The organism is Rickettsia japonica YH, from assembly GCF_000283595.1.
In the GTDB taxonomy this organism is placed as follows: domain Bacteria; phylum Pseudomonadota; class Alphaproteobacteria; order Rickettsiales; family Rickettsiaceae; genus Rickettsia; species Rickettsia rickettsii.
Window position 1 is genome coordinate 402030 of record NC_016050.1, and the last position, 16698, is coordinate 418727.

Below are 16698 nucleotides of genomic sequence, written 5' to 3' on the forward strand. Positions count from 1 at the left end.
TTTTTGTTATAGTGCCGGATAGTTTTCGAAAAGCCAGGTATGACATAAAAAGCGCCACACAACAATAGCTAAATTAATTACGCTCCATCAAATGTGTCACAATTATATTCCTTTGTACATCCTATAATAGTAGATTCCATTTTAGGAACTATGTGTTCCTCCCAAAAATCTGCCCAGCGGTTGGATTGCATTAATAATACGTGAATCTTCGATGGAATGCAATAAATTATCTATACTAATTTCTAGATACCTAACTATGAACTCTGCAGCTCTATCATCTGATTCTCTGTGTATAAGATTTCCAATGCTTTCTAAGTAGTAAACTTGCTTGCTAGTAAGATCTTTATCTTTTATTATTTGCGGTAGAATTTTGGTTAATATACATTGCAATTGAACTTTTTGATCAGTTGCAAATAATTCATAATAATCCTGTTCTTTTACACAAGGTAATTTTAGTAAATTAATAATTAAATTGGTCATAATATGGGCATGAGAATTAGTTTTTATAACTTCCTCTAATTTTCTTGTATCTGTTTTGTCCGGTCTATAATTATTAAAGTAAAATATAGGTAATATAGTCTCGTTTTTTAAATATTTAATCAATTCTTTATTATCGTTATATTTACTACTAATTTCATTTTTTTCCTCTGATGTTAATATTAAACTTGCCGTTAAATCAAGTATTGGTTTTGCCGCTCTACTAATATTCATATGCACTATTAATTAAGCGCTTTAAGCTTTCAAAATTTTTAGGCAAAAATATTTTATCATCATTTTGATATGGTACATTTTTTACGAAATCTGTTTTCAAAATTTGAAAACTATTATTTAGTGGGATACTTGCATTGTAAAAAATTTTCTCTATTGCATAATGTCCAAATTCCTGTGCTATTATTGATTCTAAATTTAATTTTTCTGCACCTATACATATTAGGTTATTGTCTCAATCATAATGAGCAAATGATTTATTATCAAATATTATTTTTAGGCTATCTTGCACTTTAATATTAGCCGTTATATAGGCTAATAACTTATTTGTAGGCCCCTATTGCAAAAGCTTTGTATAGTTATGAAGAATTATATTGTCATTTAAATCGCTTACATTGTAAGTCCTTGTCATTAAAATAGTAATATCAGAGTTTTTGCTATATGCAATTGGTGATAATTTTTCTATTTTAAATTTTGCAATATTAAGTTCTTCAATATTTATCTCAATTTTATTATCTTCAATAAAGTTTTTAAACTCTTGAAAACTTAAATAACTAGCTAATTTTTTAATTCAAATCCTTCTATTTTAAGTTCACTAATTGCATTGTTATTTTGCTCCTCAATCGCTCTCTTCTTAAACTTAATCAACTCTTGCAACATGCTGCTTTTTGTATCTCTATATTGTATAGTATCAAAATTTATAAATGCTGCTACATCAAGTATAGATGTATCATCGATGTTATGTATATATCTATCGTATTCAGCAGAAGTAAAGTGGCTAGGGTTAGCATAAGAAATAATAAGTTTATATGCTTCTAGATCAAATGACGTAATGGCATGATGTAACCCTATTATAGCTGTTCTTAGATGCTAAAATTGATTTTATTTCGTCATATTTTTTAGCTTATTCAAAGCTGTTGTGGGTCATTGTGAATAATATTCAGATGGTAAAGACATGTTTTATATCCTATCAAGTTGCTATATTTCATGGTAATATGTTTTATAATAAATAGTATATCTTTCTATTTGTAAAGAAATAATTTTAATTACATTAACGAACATTAACATCTTATTAAGTTCTCTTAGTCTACCTCCCAAATCATTATATAATCCTGAAAACAACAAATATATTAGGATATATGATAAAAAATTATTGGAAAAAGTTTTGGAAGAATAGTACTACCAAATCACAAAATTTTATTGAACTAAACGACATTGCATATGGTAATTTAATCAGAGTCGGCATAGAAGCTTATCGAGAAAATGTTATAGTATATAGATGTATTAATTTAATTGCACAATCGGCGGGACATGTTCAGTGGAAAGTGCTTAAAAGTAAAACCAGAGAAGTAATATTAGACTATCCGGTGCATTATTTACTAAAAAAACCGAATCCCAAAAAAGCCGGAGCGGATTTTGTTAGTGAGCTAATTGCAAGCAAATTATTATGCGGTAATAGTTATATTTTATCAGCTCTAGACTCGTACCCTAAAGAGATTTATTTACTACCGGCTCTTGCTACGGAACTGGTTATAGAACATAACAATTTAGTTGCTTATTTTGATTTGCCCAAATTATTTGTCCGTTAACTCTTGCAGTACCGAAAATGAGCGGTATAGGTTCGCCGTAATTAGCTGTTACATATTTAAAACTTTCTTTGAAATTTTTAATATTGTCATATTCTATCGGTTCGTGATTTAGTTGATCTAAATACTCACCAAGCATTTTGCCGACAAATCTTCCCACGCTTGAAAATATGCCACCGCCAAATGCATTTCCAACAGTACCGACAAGCGAACTAAAAAAACTTCCAAACATATTTACCATATTATAATTTAATATGGATTGATATTAGCAGTATGATGTGGTAACACTAATATATGTCATTCCCGCGTAGGCGGGAATCTAGGAAAATATATAAAAAAACAAGCTTTTATATGTTTATTTTGTCAAACATGTACCAATTATTAAGGTTATTTTTTCTGGATTCCTGCTTTCGCAGGAATGACATAGAAAATCACAAGGTGATATGCTGCCTTTAAAAAAATGGAAATCATAAATGTTTAAAAAATATATATTTATTCTAATATTATTTATTGCTTCTATAGCTCGTGCAGAAATTATAGAAGTGGATAGTTTAAATAAAATAAAACAAGATTTTAAAGAAAATTATAATAAAAATTATGTACCTCAGGATTTATTAGTAGTAACGGTTCTAGATGAATTTTTGTTTAAGTCTTTAGTGCCTATCGTTGCACAGCTTGATAAAGACATTTATCTTACACTAACGCCTCTTTTACGTAATATTAATAAAAATTCAAAAACTATTTATATAAAGCAATTGATTTTAACTAATGATAGTTATAAGAAAGAATTACAAGAATCTGATTTTCCAAATTTTGTAAATGAAATGAGTAATAGTAAAATCCCCATAATAGCAGTAAATGATGGGTTTACCGGTAATTTTAATAATATTCCTAAATTTGAGATATGGTTTGCCGATTATTTAAAGAAAAATTTCGATATTGATTTTTCAAATAGTTTTCCAAACAATAATTATATTATTTTTAATAATTTAGACAGTTTTGCTAATACTTATCCGGTATTTTATAAGGGTATATTGACGAGTAATAATATATCGGAAGCGGAAATGATACTCAATTTCCTTATTCAAATGAATTTTATACCGAAATGCTTTATAATGATTAGTAGTAGCATAGAATTGCTAAGCTCAATGGAATTGCAACTTAGTAGTTATAGTTCTAATATGTTATTTATTGGTTATCATTATAATAATAAAAATACTCTGAAAAATAAAGATGTTGCATATTATACTAAACTGATTAATGATTTAATATCTCAAATAAATAAGCTAAAAAGAAATAATCCACCTTTAAAGAATAATAATGCAAAAGGTAAAAATCCTTATGACACGAATAAATAAAGTTTTATTAAGTTTACTTTGCTTAGTTATTTCGTATGCGGGCTACGGTCAAATTATTCCTACTTACTCCGTAGATTCAGTAACAATGAAAAACTTATTACCGAAGATAGACGCAGATACGCTGGTACTTATAAATATAGATAATACTATCATAACACCGAAATCCAAATTATTTCGATATCAGGATAATTCTTATATAAATTTTACTAAATATTTATATAGTCTTGCAGCGGATAACGCATCAGTTAATAAAACTATTGCAAAATTGATAGTGCAGCGTCAAATGATGCTTGTTGAATCTAAATGGGTAGATTTAATTAATAAGATGAAACAGCAAGGTGCAACGGTTTTAGGTCTTCAGGAAATAACAGCCCCATGTAATTTAATTGAAAATTATGAAGGATGGTTATATACCTTACTTTACGGACTCAATATTCATTTTACTAATAAAGTTAATGATAAAGATGTATTTAGATTTAATCCAAGCGATGCTGAAGCTCCTATTTTTTATTTAGGTATAATATTTACCGGTAATATAAATAGAGTAAAAGCTCTTGTAGAGTTCTTAAAAATTATGCCGAAACAACCTAAAAAAATAGTAATTTTTGCAAATAATAAAAAAGATTTAGAAAATATGGACTCTTATTTAAGTATGGTTGATATAGGATATTATGGAATTGAATATTTGGGGTGGCAAATGTTACCGGGGTCACCTGATCATCAAATCGCTGAGTTGCAGCAATCTACGTTTTTAAATACCGGTCAGTGGTTAGAAGATGATACAGCTGCAAAGATGTTAAATAAATAATTATGAATGACAATTTAATTAATGCTTTAAAAGATTTAATTATTAATACCGGCAAGATTGCACTAGATATAAAAAAGGCAGGAATATTGACTAATATTAAATCAGATGGGTCAGTAGTCACTAATGCCGATAAGGAAATTAGTAAAATAATTTATCAAACTCTACAAACCTTAACCTCTCAAATAGCTATAGTATGTGAAGAGCAGCCGCTACCTATATTCAGCAGTGATACTTTTTGGTTAATCGATCCTATTGATGGGACATGGAGCTATGTAAATGGTAAATGTACATATACGGTCAATATAGGGCTTATTGAAAACGGTTTTCCAACCATCGGCTTGATATATCACCCTGAAACAGCAAAGCTATATTATACCGATGTAAACGGTCGGTTAAAAATCGAACAGAATTCTAAAGAAATATTTGTTAATCATGAACTTAAACATGAAGAGCTTAATGCGGTAATAGGTTTTTATAATTCAAATAAAGCTACTAAAGAATTTTTAAGTAAGTATTCATTCGGTCAAATAAATGCAATAGGCAGTTCAATTAAACTATGCTTAATTGCTGAAGGAGCAGCTGATATATATCCAAAATTCGGTCAAACTATGGAATGGGACATAGCGGCAGGTCATGCTTTAATTAAAGCCGGCGGTGGTAATATTTTAGATACGCATGGACAAGAAATTACTTACGGTAAAGAAAGTTTCGCTAATCCTAATTTTTTCGCCTGTAGTAAATATTGGTTGGAAAGGGAGGCAAGGTTGCATAGATACTAGGTCGTCATTGCGAGCAGCCGTAGGCTGCGTGGCAATCTCATGAAATAATAACAAACTCCTGAGATTGCTTCATCAAAACTTGCAGTTTTTCCTCGCAATGATGAAAAAACTGATTCACGCAGGCACTGCCAAACTCGCATCAAACCAACTTCTTTAACTCATAAATTAACTCAAGTGCTTCTTTAGGGGATAGTTTATCAGGATCGATAGTGCTGAATTTTTTATCTAATTTGCTGCTTATAGTAGTTTTATTAGGTTCAAGATAAAACAAACTCAAATTATTTGATTCCGTTGATAAAATATTTTTTCCTTTACCTGTAGAAGTTTTTTCAAATTTAAGCAGAATCTGCTCAGCTCTGTTTATAACACTCGCAGGAAGACCGGCAAGAGCCGCAACATGAAGACCGTAGGACCTATCGGCAGCACCTGATATAATATTATGTAAAAATAGAATATCTTTACCTGACTCCTCAATAGCAATAGTATAATTTTGCAAAGCCGGCAGGAAATTACTCATAACGGTTAGCTCATGATAGTGCGTTGCAAATAAACAGCGACATTTCAGTTTATCATGAATATATTCAAGCACCGACCATGCTATAGATACCCCGTCATAAGTGGATGTGCCTCTACCTACCTCATCAAGTATGATTAGTGAGTTTTTTGTAGATTGAGCAAGAATTGCTGAGGTTTCAAGCATCTCTGCCATAAAGGTCGATTGTCCCTTAATTAAGTCATCGGCAGCACCTATGCGGCTAAATATTTTGTCGACTACCCCTATTTTAGCACTTTTTGCCGGTATAAACGAACCTATTTGAGCAATGATTGCAATAATGGCGTTTTGACGTAAAAAAGTACTTTTACCTGCCATATTAGGACCGGTAATTAACCAAATACGCTCAAGCTCTGATAAATGACAATCATTATATACAAAGCTTTTGCTTTCTTGCTGTAGTGCTTTCTCTACTACAGGATGCCGTCCTTTAATGATATCAAAGCTTAAATCATCGGTAAACTCAGGCTTAACATAATCATATTCATCAGCGATGTAAGCAAAATTACAAAATACGTCAAGCCCGCTTAAGGAGTTTGCAAGCATTCGTAAATAGGAAGCTTTTTCGATTACTTGGCTACAAATATCCGCATATAATTCTTTTTCTAAGCTTATTACTAAGGTTTTAGCGTTGACTAACTCACTTTCAAGCTTTTGTAGTTCAGCAGTAGTGTAACGAACATGATTAACCGTTGTTTGACGGTGAATAAATTTGGGATCAAGGATTTTATTAACATTTTTAGCGGTGATATCGATAAAAAGCCCTATAACATTATTATGAGATATTTTTAAACTATCTATTCCCGTTTCTTTGCGATATTGATCTTTTAGCTTTTCAATATATAATTTTCCGTTATTAATTAAATCATGTAATTGGGCTACTTTCGGATGATATTCATGTTTTATTATACCTCCGTCATTTAAATTATTTGGTGCATCTTCTCGTATTGTTTCGTCTATTAAATTATATAATTCTGCATCGCCTGATAGAGGTTTAATAATTTTTTCGATAAAATCAGGTAAATTAAAACCGTAAGCGTCAAAGAATACTCCTTTAATAATCGTTGCCGTTTCTAAAGTATATTTAATGCTCAGTAAATCACGACCTGAACTTCTGTTCATCGTAATACGTGTTAAGCAGCGTTCTATATCACTAGTTTTTTTTAGAAGTTCTCTAATTTTTTTGACTATTTCTAAGTTGGAATAAAAGAACTCGGTAATATTTAAACGATGATTTATTTTCGCAATGTTGGTTAAAGGACTTGAAAGAAAATTATATAGTAAACGTCCGCCTTGTTTAGTAACCGTATGATTAAGGGTGCTTAATAAACTTCCTTGCGAGCCGCCTTGTGAGTTTGTTACAATTTCAAGGTTGCGTCTAGTAGAGAAATCAATAGTCATATAGCTATGAAAATTGATAATTCTAGGGATTGGCAAATGAGGAATATTTTGTTTTTGCGTTAACGATAAATATTCTAAAACGCTACCTATGGCACAAATTTGACTACTAGATGTCTCGCCAATTCCTTTAATATCTTTCATTTTATAAAAATCTAAAATGATTTTTTCGCATTTATTAATCGCAAAAAAACTATCAACTTGATAGGTAATACGAAAATTTAATTGTTTGAAAATACTATCCGCAAGATTAGAAGATCTCAGATTTTCGCTAAGCAGAATTTCACGAGGTTTTAAACGAGCCAGCTCATTAAGAATTTCCGTTTCCGGTACATTAACTACAACAATTTCGGAAGTAGAAAGATCAACATAACAAAGGCTAGCTGTTTTTTTATTTTTCGGTATTACGAGACTTGCTAAATAATTAGGTTCGGCTGAAGCAATTAAATTTTCTTCAATTATAGTTCCCGGAGTTATAATACGTGTAACATCCCTAGTAACTACCGCTTTATAACCGCCTCTATTCTTTGCTTCTTCAGGTGTTTCTAGTTGATCACAAATAGCAACCTTATAATTTTCTTCAATTAACTTAGTTAAATAATTCTCAAGGGCATGATAAGGTACCCCGCACATCGCAATTTCTTCTTCGCCGTTTTTGCCGCGCTTTGTTAAAGCAATGCCAAGTACATTGCTTGCTAGAATTGCATCTTCATAGAACATTTCATAAAAATCACCCATTCTAAATAGTAGTAAACAATCTAAATGAGCAAATTTAATGTCTAGATATTGCTGCATCATTTTCGTTGCAACATCGTAATTATATTTTTGTTTCAACTCTTGAAGATTCATATTAAGCAGCATAATTTATATTATAGTTTGGCTTTATTGCATGGATACCGAATCGTCATTGCGAGCGACTGCAAGGAGCGTAGAAATCTTATGAAATAGTGCAAAATGCCTGAGATTGCCACGTCGAGGCTTTGCCTCTTCTCGCAATGACGAATAATAACAATGTTTAACAGTTTATACAACTATTTTATCTTTGATAGGCGGGTGCTATGTCTGCCGCCTTCAAATTGGGTAGTTAAAAACTTATCTATAATATCAAATACTATTTTTGGGTCTATGGTTTTTGCTCCGAGTATCAAGATATTAGCGTCATTATGAGCTTTAGCATTTTCGGCAGTTAATATATTGTTGCACAAAGCGGCTCTTATTTCCGAGCTACGATTCGCAGCTATAGACATACCAATCCCCGTATCACTAATTAAAATACCGATAGGTGCTGATTTTTCAATAATCATATCTACTACTTTCTTAGCATAATCAGGATAATCAACGGTTTGTGTATTATTTGTTCCGCAGTCATAAATCTTTAGAGATTTCTGCTCTAAATAATTGATAATTTCAGACTTAAGCTCATAACCTGAATGATCACTAGCGATGACAATATTATAAGTTTTCATAGTTAATTTTTTGATGGAAAATAATGATAAAAATTATATACTATGTAAGATTTGTTTTCTAATGTAAATAATAGTTTTGTTAAATATATGAAATATCCTGTTGTACTTAGTATCGTTATATGTTTTTGTTTAGTTGCTTGTGTTGATCAGCCACCGGCTCCAATTGAGTATAAAGTGGGAGATGTTACTGCAAATAATAATTCTACCGCACTAGATCACGATGAGGGTATGATAGTTCAAAGAACTATGGAAGACAATCCCGCGTCAGAAAAAGTTAGCGGTAGACTCGAAGAGCCAAAGGCAAAAATTATAGAAGATGATAATGATGATATTGAGATTCCTATGTCTCGGAATGAAGACGAAGATGAAGAAGCGATAGAACAATTAAACTTTGTAAAACCGTTAAATGGGGTAATTATTACCGAGTTTAAAGCTGGTAAAAGTAAAGGGATAGATATTGCAGCTAAAGAATATAGTGAAGTTAAATCGATAGCTGCAGGAACGGTAATATATTCAGGTTATAATAAGCAATTCGGTAATTTAGTAATAGTTAAATTAGATAAAGACGATCTAGAAGTAGCATATGCGAGTTTAGATGATTTATTACTGAAAAAAGGTGATAAAATTGCTAGAAATAGTGTTATCGGACATGTAGAACATAAATTATATTTTGCTATGCGTAAAAATAAAATAGCAGTTGATCCTAATAAGTATATAGAATTTTAAATGGAAGATGTTATTACTCTTACCAAATATGGTGAACCTCAAAATGTTATAGTAAGAAGGAGTAGCAAAGCTAAAAATATAGCCATCCGCATTACGTCTAAAGGTGCAGAGCTTGTATTACCTCTTAAGGTAAAAGCCGAAAAGGGTCATAATTTTTTGTTAAGTCAAGAATATTGGGTTAGGCAAAAATTACGTCGTAATGTAACTGCGATACCAAAAGATGAAGATAAGATTTCTATTTTGGGTAAATCTTATGAAATAATACATATTGATTCGTCTAAAAATCAGATAAAATTAAATGATTCTACGTTAGAAGTGTATTGTTGTAGTCAGGTACTAAAAAAACTTAGTATAGAAGTATTCCTTAAAAAGAAATTATTAGCAGAAATAAAAATAATAGTAGAGAATATATCTAAAAAACATAATTTGACTTATTCCAATATTAGAATAATGGCAAATGTTAGCCGTTGGGGGAGTTGTTGTAGCAAAGGGAATCTTGTTTTTAATTGGCGGGTAGTTTTTGCCCCCTTTGAAGTACTGAAATATTTAGTAGCTCATGAAATGGCACATTTAAAAGAAATGAATCATAGTAAAAATTTTTGGGAGCTAGTTGAGGATATATATCCCGAATACCAACCGGCAAAATTATGGCTAAAAAGAAACGGTAAGAATTTATATAGTTATTTGCCATAACTTTATGTCATTCCCGCGAAAGCGGGAATCCAATACAATACTTTAAAGCTTTTTAAAAGCTCGATTTATCTCGCTTTACGCTGGATTCCTGCTTTCGCAGGAATGACATTGGAAAGGTTAATTTAAAGAAAAACATAAAGGACAAATAGAATGCATAACACCACAAAAAGAGTAACAGTCCCGGCACTTGAAGAAATCTTATATGAGCCTATAAAAGTGTTAGATTACGGCTTTATTAGAGTTATCGACTATATGGGGGATGATAGTGCTATAGTACAAGCAGCTCGTGTTTCTTACGGTAAGGGTACGAAGCAATTAAACCAAGATAAAGGGCTGATAAACTACTTGCTTCGTCATTATCATACCACTCCTTTTGAGATGTGTGATATCAAGTTCCATATTAAACTACCGATATTTATTGCAAGGCAATGGATTAGACATAGAACAGCTAGCGTTAACGAATATTCGGCAAGGTATTCTATTTTAGGTAATGAATTTTATCTACCTGAACCGGCAAATATTGCTTCCCAATCTGCTGTAAATAAACAATGTAGGGAAGGGGATAGCTTACCGAAAGAAGTGGCTGAAAAGGTCCTTGCAATTTTAGAGGAAGATGCTAGACAGTGCTACGGGCATTATAAGGAACTGATGAATGCCGATGAAGAGGGTAATATTATAGATGAGAACGCCACAGGGATAGCAAGAGAGCTTGCTCGTATGAATTTAACTTTAAATTATTATACGGAATGGTATTGGAAGATTAATTTACATAATTTACTTCATTTTTTAAGATTGCGAGCCGACCCTCACGCTCAATATGAAATTAGAGTTTATGCTGAAAAGATGCTTGAGATAGTCAAAGCTTGGGTTCCTTTTGCTTACGAAGCTTTTGAAGAATATCGTTTGCAGGGAGCAAATATTTCACGTAAAGGTTTGGATGTAATTAAAAGAATGATAAACGGTGAAAAAGTTACCCATGAAACTAGTGATATGACTAAGAGAGAATGGGAAGAACTGATGAAGATTTTTGGGTAATGTATGTCATTCCTGCGAAAGCAGGAATGACATACAACAACCATAACGGAATTTGATAAAAAGGAGTATTTTAAGTGCGAAATATTATATATTTTATACTATCACTATTATTTAGCGTTACCAGCTATGCACTTGAAACAATAAACATTGAGCATGGGCGGGCTGACCCGACACCTATAGCGGTCAATAAATTTGATGCCGATAGTTCTGTCGCTGATGTATTAGGTTACGATATGGTTAAAGTTATCTCTAATGATTTAAAGCTTTCGGGGTTATTCCGTCCTATTTCTGCTGCCTCTTTTATAGAAGAGAAGACAGGAATAGAATATAAACCGCTTTTTGCTGCATGGCGTCAAATTAATGCTAGTCTTTTAGTAAACGGTGAAGTTAAAAAACTAGAAAGCGGTAAATTTAAAATTAGCTTTATATTATGGGATACGTTGCTTGAAAAACAGCTCGCCGGTGAAATTCTTGAAGTACCGAAAAATCTATGGAGAAGAGCAGCACATAAAATTGCCGATAAAATTTATGAAAAAATTACCGGTGATGCTGGTTATTTTGACACTAAAATAGTGTATGTATCAGAAAGCAGCTCTTTACCGAAAATAAAAAGAATTGCTTTGATGGATTATGACGGGGCTAATAATAAATACCTTACCAATGGAAAGTCACTAGTCTTAACCCCAAGATTTGCTCGTTCGGCGGATAAGATTTTTTATGTTTCATATGCTACTAAAAGAAGAGTGCTCGTTTATGAAAAAGATTTAAAAACAGGCAAAGAAAGTGTAGTAGGTGATTTTCCCGGTATATCTTTTGCTCCTAGATTCTCACCGGACGGTAGAAAAGCTGTAATGTCGATAGCTAAAAACGGCTCGACGCATATTTATGAAATCGACCTTGCTACTAAACGGCTTCATAAATTAACTGATGGATTCGGTATTAATACCTCTCCTAGCTATTCACCGGACGGTAAAAAAATTGTATATAATTCCGATAGAAACGGTGTGCCTCAATTATATATCATGAATTCAGACGGAAGTGACGTTCAGCGTATTAGTTTTGGCGGTGGTTCTTACGCAGCTCCTAGCTGGTCGCCTAGAGGAGACTATATAGCATTTACTAAGATTACTAGAGGAGACGGAGGCAAAACTTTTAATATCGGAATTATGAAAGCATGTCCTCAAGATGATGAGAATAGTGAAAGGATAATAACAAGCGGATATTTAGTCGAAAGTCCTTGTTGGTCGCCTAACGGACGAGTTATTATGTTTGCTAAAGGTTGGCCGTCGAGAGCTAAAGCTCCGGGAAAAAACAAAATTTTTGCAATTGATCTAACAGGTCATAATGAAAGAGAAATTATGACACCGGAAGATGCTTCTGATCCAGAATGGTCAGGTGTACTGAACTAATATCATTTCTACGAAAGCATTGTTGAGTGGATCGTTTTTCCGTTGTTATACCGTGACTTGATCGCGGTATCCAGTAAAAATACTGTTGTTGTTTTTGGATCCTGTGGTCAAGACATGGGATGACAGTCCAATAAGGCTTAAGCTACTTTTCTACTATGGTTTAAAATAAACTTCTTTATTTTTTCAAAAGCCGTATTTTCTATTTGTCTAATACGTTCCTTAGAAATATTATACTCATTGCTTAGAATATCTAGAGTTTTAGGAGTATCCGTTAATTTACGCTCTGTTAAAATACGAAGTTCCCTGTCGTTTAAAATCTTCATAGCATTTGATAGTAGCTGCCTTTTACTGGTAGAATTTTGCTTATTAATAGCCATAGCTTCAGGAGTAGGGCGTGTTTCCGGTAATAGTTCTATTAATTCTCCGGATTCTGCATCGTCACTATTTATAGAGTTATTTAACGATAAATCAGGACCTGAAATTCTAGTATTCATTTCAGAAACTTCATTAACCGACACACCTAGCTCATCTGCTATTTGTACAAAATCATCGGTAGTAATAGCCCTTGAGTATAAATTAGTAATTTTATGCTTAACTTTATTAAGACTAAAAAATAATTTTTTTTGTGCGGCCGTTGTTCCCATCTTTACTAATGACCAAGATTTTAATATATATTCTTGTATGGCTGCTTTAATCCACCACATCGCATATGTTGATAGGCGAAAACCAAGTTCGGGATTGAATTTTTTTACTGCCTGCATTAAACCTATATTACCTTCTGAAACCAATTCGGTAATAGGAAGACCGTAAGTCCTATAGCCGCTTGCAATTTTTGCGACAAGTTTAAGATGGCTTGTTACTAATTTATGTGCAGCTTGTAAATCATTCCCTTCTAAATAGGATTTTGCTAATAACAATTCTTCTTCTTGCGTAAGTGAAGGAATTTTATTGATTTTCTGTAAGTAGCTATAAAATCCTGATTCGCTAGAAATTGCTAATGAATTAATATTATTAGTCATACTAACCTTAAAAACTATTTTTTTATACTAACTTTATACTAACACATATATGATCTAAAATAAACTTTTTCTAGAGTATTTTTAAATAAAATCAAATAATGTCTAAAAAATCCAATAAAAATTTAGCTTTTTCCTTGCTGGGATTAATAATTAGTATGGTGTTACTCAGTTTTGCTTCCGTACCTATCTATAATTTATTTTGTAAAGTTACAGGATATGGCGGTACTACTGCAAAAGAAACGGTGAGTGTATATTCTAAGGTAAAAGGCACTAAACCTATAATTATCGAGTTTGATGCTAATGTTGATAAAGATTTACCTTGGCGGTTTATTCCAAGGCAGCAAAGAGTGCAAATTGTTCCGGGGCAGAATACTATAGTGTTCTATGAAACGGAGAATCTAAGCGATAACGATATAATAGGTACTTCCGTATATAATGTTACTCCAAATAAAGCAGGAAAATATTTCGTAAAAATTCATTGTTTTTGTTTTGAAGAACAATTATTAAAAGCCGGCGAAAAAGTCTTAATGCCGGTTACATTTTATATAGATAAGGATTTTGAGCTTGACCCTGAAATGCAAGACATTAAAGTACTTACTTTATCTTATAGTTTTTTTAAAGTACGAGAGATGTCGTCATTGCGAGGAAATTACGTAAGTAATTGACGAAGCAATCTCAGGAGTTTGTTATTATTTCATGAGATTGCCACGCTTTCTACGTTCGCTCGCAATGACGGCTTTGGAATTATGCAACAACACCGGCTCATTGAGTATACTCGATAACCCATTTACGAAGCCTAACAATCGGCGGAGTATTTATAAGAGCGGTAGCAGGTAAAATTTTGCCGTTAGTATTAAAATTAATTATAGGATCTATACCGTATATGCTATACCAAGGTTTTAACGGTGAGCTATTTGAATATTTACGGTGGAACCAAGATAAAGAAGGTGTTGTTTCTCCATATTCTATTACTTTAACCGATTGTGGATTTTTATGATATATAAGGCTCAGTACCGATTGATCGGAATGGTGCCATTTATATTCATCGTAATTAGGATGGATATTATAATCTTTACCTGAAAGAATTCTAATATCTTCACAACTTTTTAGCCATTTTTCAATGAAAGAACGAGAAAGCTTGGTATTACGCACAATAATAACGGCACTCCAAATGTGATCATCATTTCTGCATTCATCTGTAAGGCAATCCATTAAAGCAAAAGTTTCGCCTTTAACAAAACTACCGTTTTTACGATTGCGATCATGTACCAGTAATATATCATTATCGCCTAAAAGATTTGTTAAATTACTGATATGCTTTTTAATAACAAATGCTGAATCTAAATATACTATAATAGCTCCTTCTGGTGCATTTTTCATTGTTTCAAGTATAATATAAGGCTTCCATAGCCATAACCCCGCTCCTGCAGGTTCATTAAAAATTTCTTGGTTTTTTTCTATAAACGTTTGATTTATGTGCTTTTTCTTATAGTTAAATATGAAGTCTATACCTTTATTAATTGCATAATGAGTGGTTGCATTTTGATTACGATAAACATACTCCGGACCGTCGGCATAAGAAACTAAATAAATTGGTTCTTTTATGGAATTCTGAATAGATAAATCTACTTTTTGTAACGATAAGTCATTAATAAAACCTTGACGTGCATATTCTAAAATAATCAGTATGAAATAAATTAGAGCTAATGTAATAACTGTTTTGTATAATATTTTAAATAACATATAATTTTTGCATTATTTGAAGCATCTTGTCATTCCCAGGTGGATTAGTAAATCGTCATTGCGAGGAAATTGCATAACAATTGACGAAGCAATCTCAGGAGTTTGTTATTATTTCATGAGATTGCTACGCAGCCTATGGCTGCTCGCAATGACGAACTCGATAATTATTAGACAACGCCAATATAGCATTTTAATATATTAAAAGATAGTGTTGTAATTTAATTATAAATTTAGTATAATGTACTGCTTGTTTAAGGTTGGTATGATTAATTTAGGGGATAAGCAGTCTACTATAGTTGTCGCAATGTCAGGCGGGGTTGATAGTTCGGCGGTTGCCGCAATGCTGCATGGACAAGGACATAATGTTATAGGTATTACCCTGCAGCTATATGATCACGGTATGGCAGTAGGGAAGAAAAATGCCTGTTGTGCCGGTCAGGATATTTACGATGCTAAAATGGTAGCAAATAAGCTAGGTATTCCCCATTACGTACTTGATTATGAGAGCAAATTTAAAGAGTCAGTAATAGATAATTTCGTCGATAGCTATTTACAAGGTGAAACACCGCTTCCATGTGTGCAATGTAATAAATCGGTAAAGTTCAGGGATCTAATTAAAACGGCTAGAGAGCTTGGAGCAGATAAGCTTGCTACCGGTCATTACGTACGAAAAATAAACGGTGATAACGGAGCGGAATTACATACAGGGCTTGATCCAGCAAAAGATCAAAGTTATTTTTTATTTACGACAACTAAAGAACAATTAGAATATTTACGTTTCCCTCTAGGAGGGCTTACTAAGGATGAAACACGAAAGCTTGCTAGTAAATTTGGGCTTGAGGTAGCTGATAAGCCCGACAGCCAAGATATTTGTTTCGTACCTGACGGAAATTATAAGAGCGTAATAAATAAAATACGTCCAAATAGCAGTGCAAGCGGTAAAATTATTCACGTAAACGGGTTTGAGCTAGGAGAGCATAGCGGTATAATTAACTACACCATAGGGCAACGTCGTGGTCTTGGTATAGCTTATAATGAGCCTTTATATGTAGTAAAGATTGATCCTAAGGACAATATAGTATATGTAGGACCGGAGTCCGCATTAAACGTGCAGGAATTTATCATTAGAGATGTGAATTGGCTTGCAGATGAGATTAAAGATAACGAAAAGTTAGAAGTAGCAGTTAAAATCCGCTCGACAAGACCGCCGCGTCTAGCCGAAATAAGTAAACTCGGTGATGATAAAATGAAAGTAAAATTTTTATGCGAAGAAAAAGCCGTTGCCCCTGGGCAAGCATGCGTTATTTATGCCGGTGAAAGAGTACTTGGCGGCGGATGGATTACTAGAGAGATAAGGTAATTGCGTCATTGCGAGGAGCGAAGCGACATGGCAATCTAGTTAGACTTCCTGAGATTG

16 protein-coding genes are annotated in these 16698 nt (G+C 32.7%); 10 read left to right on the forward strand and 6 right to left on the reverse strand.

The annotated features are described in order from the left end of the window. Positions 1-141: 141 nt before the first annotated feature. On the reverse strand, positions 142-711 hold the full coding sequence (locus RJP_RS10290; RefSeq protein ID WP_231839106.1) for a hypothetical protein: 570 nt from the start codon (positions 709-711) through the stop codon (positions 142-144). Between the two features lie 1322 nt (positions 712-2033). On the opposite strand from RJP_RS10290, the gene RJP_RS11260 reads away from it, so the two are divergent. After that, positions 2034-2297: a hypothetical protein gene (locus RJP_RS11260; protein ID WP_332844261.1), complete on the forward strand. Its 264-nt coding sequence runs from the start codon at positions 2034-2036 to the stop codon at positions 2295-2297. Here the strand turns inward: RJP_RS11260 and RJP_RS02150 are convergent. Beyond that, positions 2239-2526, reverse strand: a complete 288-nt coding sequence (locus RJP_RS02150; RefSeq protein ID WP_014014100.1) for a hypothetical protein — start codon at positions 2524-2526, stop codon at positions 2239-2241. The genes RJP_RS11260 and RJP_RS02150 overlap by 59 nt on opposite strands. A 241-nt stretch (positions 2527-2767) precedes the next feature. Between RJP_RS02150 and RJP_RS02155 the strand changes: the two genes are divergently transcribed. The 3 genes from RJP_RS02155 to RJP_RS02165 are packed head-to-tail and all read left to right on the forward strand — an operon-like array spanning position 2768 to position 5239. Further along, the gene (locus RJP_RS02155) at positions 2768-3652 is read left to right on the forward strand and encodes a DUF2608 domain-containing protein (RefSeq protein WP_014120658.1); all 885 of its coding nucleotides are present in this window, start codon (positions 2768-2770) and stop codon (positions 3650-3652) included. Next, positions 3615-4460: a DUF2608 domain-containing protein gene (locus RJP_RS02160; protein ID WP_014120659.1), complete on the forward strand. Its 846-nt coding sequence runs from the start codon at positions 3615-3617 to the stop codon at positions 4458-4460. The genes RJP_RS02155 and RJP_RS02160 overlap by 38 nt, the downstream gene beginning before the upstream one ends. A gap of 2 nt (positions 4461-4462) precedes the next feature. Next, entirely contained in the window at positions 4463-5239 is a 777-nt protein-coding gene (locus RJP_RS02165; RefSeq protein ID WP_014120660.1) for a 3'(2'),5'-bisphosphate nucleotidase CysQ family protein, read from the forward strand. A gap of 139 nt (positions 5240-5378) precedes the next feature. On the opposite strand, the gene mutS is transcribed toward RJP_RS02165, so the two are convergent. Together mutS and rpiB are read right to left on the reverse strand one after the other, a co-directional pair. Beyond that, a complete protein-coding gene (gene mutS / locus RJP_RS02170; protein WP_024704490.1) occupies positions 5379-8039 on the reverse strand; it encodes a DNA mismatch repair protein MutS in 2661 nt (886 codons plus the stop codon). A 182-nt stretch (positions 8040-8221) separates the two neighbouring features. Beyond that, positions 8222-8656 (reverse strand): ribose 5-phosphate isomerase B, encoded by a 435-nt coding sequence (gene rpiB, locus RJP_RS02175; protein ID WP_014014105.1) that lies wholly within the window; start codon positions 8654-8656, stop codon positions 8222-8224. An 87-nt stretch (positions 8657-8743) separates the two neighbouring features. Between rpiB and RJP_RS02180 the strand changes: the two genes are divergently transcribed. From RJP_RS02180 to tolB, 4 genes are all read left to right on the forward strand, one after another. Continuing rightward, positions 8744-9382, forward strand: a complete 639-nt coding sequence (locus tag RJP_RS02180; RefSeq protein WP_045805515.1) for a murein hydrolase activator EnvC family protein — start codon at positions 8744-8746, stop codon at positions 9380-9382. Next, positions 9383-10075 carry a M48 family metallopeptidase gene (locus RJP_RS02185; RefSeq protein ID WP_024704491.1) on the forward strand — a complete coding sequence of 231 codons (693 nt, stop codon included), beginning with the start codon at positions 9383-9385 and terminating at the stop codon, positions 10073-10075. 150 nt (positions 10076-10225) lie between these two features. Then, positions 10226-11110 (forward strand): FAD-dependent thymidylate synthase, encoded by an 885-nt coding sequence (gene thyX, locus RJP_RS02190; RefSeq protein WP_014120663.1) that lies wholly within the window; start codon positions 10226-10228, stop codon positions 11108-11110. 74 nt (positions 11111-11184) lie between these two features. Further along, positions 11185-12519 carry a Tol-Pal system beta propeller repeat protein TolB gene (gene tolB, locus RJP_RS02195; protein WP_014120664.1) on the forward strand — a complete coding sequence of 445 codons (1335 nt, stop codon included), beginning with the start codon at positions 11185-11187 and terminating at the stop codon, positions 12517-12519. Positions 12520-12656: 137 nt separating this feature from the next. On the opposite strand, the gene rpoH is transcribed toward tolB, so the two are convergent. After that, positions 12657-13538 (reverse strand): RNA polymerase sigma factor RpoH, encoded by an 882-nt coding sequence (rpoH, locus tag RJP_RS02200; RefSeq protein ID WP_014120665.1) that lies wholly within the window; start codon positions 13536-13538, stop codon positions 12657-12659. Between the two features lie 98 nt (positions 13539-13636). Between rpoH and RJP_RS02205 the strand changes: the two genes are divergently transcribed. Beyond that, complete coding sequence (locus RJP_RS02205; protein ID WP_014014111.1) at positions 13637-14203, forward strand: cytochrome c oxidase assembly protein; 567 nt, start codon at positions 13637-13639, stop codon at positions 14201-14203. Positions 14204-14300: 97 nt separating this feature from the next. Here the strand turns inward: RJP_RS02205 and RJP_RS02210 are convergent, their stop codons facing one another. Then, positions 14301-15281: a hypothetical protein gene (locus tag RJP_RS02210; protein WP_014120666.1), complete on the reverse strand. Its 981-nt coding sequence runs from the start codon at positions 15279-15281 to the stop codon at positions 14301-14303. A gap of 262 nt (positions 15282-15543) precedes the next feature. On the opposite strand from RJP_RS02210, the gene mnmA reads away from it, so the two are divergent. Continuing rightward, the gene (gene mnmA / locus RJP_RS02215) at positions 15544-16641 is read left to right on the forward strand and encodes a tRNA 2-thiouridine(34) synthase MnmA (protein ID WP_014120667.1); all 1098 of its coding nucleotides are present in this window, start codon (positions 15544-15546) and stop codon (positions 16639-16641) included. The last annotated feature ends 57 nt before the right edge of the window (positions 16642-16698 follow it).